Source organism: Dehalococcoidia bacterium (genome assembly GCA_041653995.1).
Classification (GTDB): domain Bacteria; phylum Chloroflexota; class Dehalococcoidia; order GIF9; family UBA5629; genus CAIMUM01.
In genome coordinates, this window is sequence record JBAZEK010000035.1 from 1 (window position 1) to 5,136 (window position 5,136).

Below are 5,136 nucleotides of genomic sequence, written 5' to 3' on the forward strand. Positions count from 1 at the left end.
TGTCGTAGATGGACTGGCCCTAGGAGTCAAGGGTCAGCGGCACAGTGGTCTGGGTCTTTGGGGGCAGTTCTTTCAGCACATCAGCTTTCAATCGTCGGATCATGATGTTGCGGTCGAGCCGTTGGTGGAGTTCGTCGGTATTACTGGCCCCGCTGAAGTCCCAACCGTACCCGTTGTGCTTGGCGTCGCAGTAGCGTTGGGCGTAATCCCAGTATTTGGAAAACTGGGTTGGCGCGAGGATGTTCAAAATATTCCAGAATTCCAATGGACGATTTATTACAGGAGTTCCCGACAACGCAACAATACAAGAACTATTTTTGCACAATTGTTTAACGGCTTTTGTGCGAAGAGTGCGGGGGTTTTTTATCATATGGACTTCATCAAGTATGATTGCATCGAATTTCATTGAAAATCCTTGTCCATTTATCACGGTTTTTGTGACTTGTTTTTGAATGGCAACTTCGGCAAAGAGTAATTAGATTGTTCGGATCCATATTCTTTTTGTTATAGTCAATATGATGAACATCCAAGAGTTTAACTTGTTGAGTACAGTTAGGATTTTGGCATACATATCCATCTCTGGTTTTGATTTCTTTTTTAAGCTGGTTCGTCCACTTCAATCCATAAGGTTCTTTGCTAATGCCCCCTTTCCAAAGATAACTATTTTCTCCGGCGTGGGCGGCAGATATTATTTGTTTGGTTTTTTCAGTGTGATGATAGCCAAGAGCAAACTTATTCCCTTTCATCTTTTCACGTTTTCTGCGACGCCCTTCTTTGGAAAGACTGGAGGGTCTGCCAGTAAGTGTTTTTGATATTTTATGTCTGGTTTTTTCTGAGGGTGGCGGTTGCTTTCTCCGCGCTTCTCTCATTCTTCTTCTTGTTTCTTCGGAACGATGACTTCCTTTATGAGAGTTGCTTAGTTTTTGGGAATGGTCTATCGAAAACGTTTTCCCTTTCCAGTATCGCGCTTTTGTATGTCCTTCTCCTGCTTGGAAGGCCGGATTACATTTTGCCGCGTGATGATTAATAAAATTATTCCAGTCATGGCTTCCCCATTTTTGTTTGACAGGCAGGCCGCAGCCGCAGGCGCACAAGGGAGGATTTCGGTAGATAGTTCTCTTCATAACAACTCCGTTCACAGTCGTTGCGTTCAAGCGATAAGCAGGACAGGGCGGTGAACGTGTCCGCCTTTTCGGGAGCTACCCTATTCCTGCTACATATATTATAGGAAACCATTTTGGAAGTCAACCTTTATTTTATAGGGCTTGAATGAACCCCAAGTCTACGGATAGTATGTCGTAGTTTAGGACAAGATACTTTTTCTTAGGATCTGTCTTGAAAGTCCTGTACAATTCTTCTCGCTGGCTACGACCCCCATAGATTACAACAGCCTCGTCCGTTACCCAGTTTGCAATTTCGTTCATCCATGATCCTTTTAGTGACGCCGGACAGATGATTACAGCTTTTTTGACGTCAGGGTGTAATTGTAACCACGCCAGCGCCTGCACCGTCTTACCAAGCCCCATCTCGTCCGCCACCAGCACCCGCCCGCCCCGGTCCTCGATGAACCCCACACCCTCTGCCTGGAACGGGTAGAGCGGGTGCTTGAGGCCGGGGATGTCACTTATTGCGTGGATGGCAGGTTTGTTTGGCTTGAACCATTCTTTCTCCCACTTGACGACGGCGGGCAGGACTTCAAATCCCCAACCTCGTAATTGGGTGAGTGCATCTACAGATGGGGGACACCACCACGAGTGGGTTATTGGATCCCATTTTCTACCAGGTGGAAGTGTTCGTACCTGGGCGACGGTGGCCGGGTCGTATGGGAATGATATTTTGAAAGTATTTCCAATGTAGTCTACAGTTTTCATTTGTACATAAATTACCGTACCGAACATCCTATTAGTTTCCTGATCAGACTAATCGTTTCCGTACCATACTTCTGTTGGATCCACATGCTGGTGGATGTCCCGTCTGGAGTCGCGATGTCCTTGTCGAACTTCACGATGTCGAACCCGGTCACGTAGTTGAAGTAGTCGTGGAGCCTGCACCCAAATAGCCGTTGGAATGCTTCGGCGTATCTCATCTCCAGTGCCCGGTTGGCTTGCATGATTTGGATTGTTTCGCCGGTCATGTTAGTCAATCCTCCCGAATATGTGATGTCCGATCGCTTTTACTTGCGTCATCTTCTTCGCCCACTCCGGCGGTTTTTTCATGGATGCCAGATAATAGTGATTCCAGCGAGGCAGGCTGTTCAGCTTTTCTGCATACATATCATACGCTACTAATCTACATTGCTTCCATGCGGGGGAAGTGTGGAATTGGCCACCTTTGTAAGCACGTAGGATTTTGTATTTCTTGGCGTACCCGTTCCAGCAACTGTACTGGTAGGGGCGCAGGCATTCCACGTGGACGGACGTCCGCCTGTCCTCGGCCCGCACCTGGATGGTCCTGGCCACCGCTCGCATCTCGGTCTCGTTGCAGATGGACGCTTCACCGAACAGGGTGAGCATCAGGATTGTCATTTCTGTTAGCATCGTTTAGTCCTCCTATTGATACAACTTGACGTTCGGCCAAATGTATGACCATTTCCCGTTTACCTTCTGCGCTGGTTTTTCTGCCCACCCAAACTTGCTGTAATAGGCGTAGTTTTTGGCGAGCAGAATAGAGCGGTGTTTTGAATGGAACGATTCGCTTCCAAACCACCAAGGGAAAATTTGTGGATGATCATGGTTGGTAGTAAAACGTGCGAGCAGGCTGTCGTTGAACCCTCTCTGTTTCCACTCCTTGCAGATGTGTATTCCGTAAACCATAAGTGCACCATCATACCCACGCCACATCCGTACCGCAGGATGATGTTGCCAGCCATAGGTTGGGTCTGTAATCGCCCGGTGTATTTGCCAGGCTTCCACCCGCTGCTTGCCAAGCCGCTTGTTGTCCAGAGCGCGAGCAGATTGGTTAAAATCGGCGTATGGCAAAAAGGTTTGCACGGCATGTTCCTTTGTCTTGGTTAGAGGTTGTTGCTACATTGTCGCCACGACCTGCTTCATCTCGTGGATCGTCTTCCAGACCTTCCGCAGGCCCCAGCCGCGTTCCTCCTGCAGGTAGTGCCGCAGCGCCCCGAGCACCGCTTTGCGGCCGGCGCCCTGGGCGAGACACAGCACCTCGGCGGGGCCGCTGAGGATTATCAGCGCCACCTCCCGGCACTCGTCACTCAGCCCGGCAAGCCACTCCTTTCGCATCAGCTGGCGGTCGGGGCGGTCGAACTCCAGGGTCTCGGCCACAGGCGCCAGGTCGGGGTCGCTGGCGAGCGGGTTCTGCATGCCCCATCTTGCGATGTTATTCTTCACGCAGGCGAGGGCGTAGGTCGCGAAGGACGCGTTGCGGCTGGCGTTGAACGAGTTGGCCGCCCGCACGAACTCGTAGCAGGCCTGCCCATAGACCTCGTCCTCGGGGCGCCCGCACCTGCTGGCGCACTGGTGGGACAGACGGTGGAGCATCGGCGTATACTGTTCGAACACGGCTTGGATCTGTTGTTTGGTCATCATTTTCTTTCTGGGGCAGTTGGTGGTCCTGCCCCTTGGGTTGGTTTCCGTTAGTTACATGAAGCATTGAGGATTGCCAAGGCGTTGTCCTTGATGCCAGCGCGTGTCCCGACGAGGCCGTCCCACGCGATGCTGCCGAGGTCGTGGCCGCGCTTGGCGTCTTGGTGGTCCAGGACGTAAGTCACGGCGTTGAGCATTGCATACGCCGAGCGGTTCACCGGGTCGGCAAGAGTTTGGTCACTCTCAAACTGATGGAGAAAGGTCTCCCGCTTGTTCTGCCGCTGCGTCACGGCAGACTTTTCCAGCTCAGGGCCGATGGGCACCAGCTGTGATAAGAACGACTCGACCATCGCCGAGGTCATGGGCTTCTTGGCGAGTCGCCGCATCTGTTGGGTGAGGGACTCCAGCTCGAGGAAGTGCCGGGCGAGGTTGTCCAGTTCCTTCTGCACCTTGGCGGCGCCGGTTGCCGTGTGGGCGATTCCGCGCAGCGTGCCGTTGGCTTTGCCTTCGACGTGCGCCGCCCGTAGGGTGTTGTCGCAGACCACACGGACGTTGTGGGCGCAGGTCTTGTAACTGCCAAGCCCCAGCGGGTTGTACCACATGATGCGGTTGATGGTCTCGCTCTTGTCGCCGTGCACCTGGAAGGAGTCAACTTTCAGGTTGAGGAACGAGGTTGCGCCGGCCCAGAGGGTGCCGACCGACTCGATTTTCAGCTGGGGGAACTCCTTCATCACGGTCTTGGCGATGTGGTTCAGCATGTCCACGTTGTTGCAGACGCTGAACCGGCTGCCCACCGCGTCGACAAGGACATGTTCGCCGCGCACCAGGGCATAGGCGTCGACCTCTTTCCAGTTGCTGCTGGGCGCCATGTATCCCAGTTTCCGCTTCTCAATGGGGAAGTCAAGCACCTGGCGGGCCTCTTCAAGGGTTACTGGCATCTTCTTCATTTTATACTGTGGCAGGTTATGCCACGTCGTTCCCCACACTATTCCGCGATCAATCTCTGTAATTCCAGCTGCCATGGTAGTCTCCTCTGATTTTTGGTTAGGGTTAGGTTGCGGAAACGAAATTTGCATCAACTCCGGAGAACTCGGAGCGAGGATCGCGAAGCATGACGGTCGTGATCGCATGTTGGTAATAAGTATTCTTCCAGCCAAAGCAAGAGCGATACTTAGTGCTCACATATTCGCCTGTCGTGTATTTTCGGTAACCGTAAGCAATATGCTTGACTACTTTTGCACGATCACCTACTACGATGCGATTTGCTCGGACATGACCGGCTTGCCTCGCGATTCTGTTTGCTTCCGTTTGAATGTTCATTTTCAATTCCCCTGTCGTTTGGTTAGGGTTTCGTGACTCATGACAATACTATAGTAACCAAGGTTCACAAAGTAAACACTTATTTTCAACTATTTTCGGCAACGCCCGCTTGCCCCAGGCCGCAGTTTTCATGGAAAGGATGTTTTTTGGGCCCGTTTTGCTGTATGATATCGCCTAGAAACGGGAGGCACCCAATGCGGCAGTCTAGCGTGGAAACAGGGGCGGTAACAGGCAGGGTAGAAGCGGGCGGCAGGAACATGTCGGGCAATAC

The 5,136-nt window shown here is 52.1% G+C and carries 10 protein-coding genes; 1 reads left to right on the forward strand and 9 read right to left on the reverse strand.

Features of this window, described 5'->3' with window-relative positions:
• Positions 1 to 409, forward strand: a 409-nt coding sequence (locus WC359_14680) for a hypothetical protein (protein MFA5401693.1), incomplete at its 5' end; no start/stop codon positions are given.
• Here WC359_14680 and WC359_14685 read toward each other — a convergent pair.
• From WC359_14685 to WC359_14725, 9 genes are all read right to left on the reverse strand, one after another.
• Positions 381 to 1,124, reverse strand: coding sequence for an HNH endonuclease signature motif containing protein (locus tag WC359_14685; protein ID MFA5401694.1), 744 nt, complete (start codon positions 1,122 to 1,124; stop codon positions 381 to 383). The genes WC359_14680 and WC359_14685 overlap by 29 nt on opposite strands.
• A 132-nt stretch (positions 1,125 to 1,256) precedes the next feature.
• On the reverse strand, positions 1,257 to 1,898 hold the full coding sequence (locus tag WC359_14690; protein ID MFA5401695.1) for an SNF2-related protein: 642 nt from the start codon (positions 1,896 to 1,898) through the stop codon (positions 1,257 to 1,259).
• Positions 1,883 to 2,143: a hypothetical protein gene (locus tag WC359_14695; protein MFA5401696.1), complete on the reverse strand. Its 261-nt coding sequence runs from the start codon at positions 2,141 to 2,143 to the stop codon at positions 1,883 to 1,885. The genes WC359_14690 and WC359_14695 overlap by 16 nt, the downstream gene beginning before the upstream one ends.
• A complete protein-coding gene (locus WC359_14700; protein MFA5401697.1) occupies positions 2,136 to 2,537 on the reverse strand; it encodes a hypothetical protein in 402 nt (133 codons plus the stop codon). Before WC359_14700 ends, WC359_14695 begins: the two co-directional genes overlap by 8 nt.
• A gap of 12 nt (positions 2,538 to 2,549) precedes the next feature.
• Entirely contained in the window at positions 2,550 to 2,990 is a 441-nt protein-coding gene (locus tag WC359_14705; GenBank protein MFA5401698.1) for an MSMEG_6728 family protein, read from the reverse strand.
• Between the two features lie 33 nt (positions 2,991 to 3,023).
• Positions 3,024 to 3,548: a sigma factor gene (locus WC359_14710; GenBank protein ID MFA5401699.1), complete on the reverse strand. Its 525-nt coding sequence runs from the start codon at positions 3,546 to 3,548 to the stop codon at positions 3,024 to 3,026.
• A 47-nt stretch (positions 3,549 to 3,595) separates the two neighbouring features.
• A complete protein-coding gene (locus WC359_14715; protein MFA5401700.1) occupies positions 3,596 to 4,567 on the reverse strand; it encodes a DUF932 domain-containing protein in 972 nt (323 codons plus the stop codon).
• Between the two features lie 28 nt (positions 4,568 to 4,595).
• Positions 4,596 to 4,865, reverse strand: a complete 270-nt coding sequence (locus tag WC359_14720; GenBank protein MFA5401701.1) for a hypothetical protein — start codon at positions 4,863 to 4,865, stop codon at positions 4,596 to 4,598.
• 85 nt (positions 4,866 to 4,950) lie between these two features.
• A partial coding sequence (locus WC359_14725) for a hypothetical protein (GenBank protein MFA5401702.1) occupies positions 4,951 to 5,136 on the reverse strand: 186 nt, incomplete at its 5' end.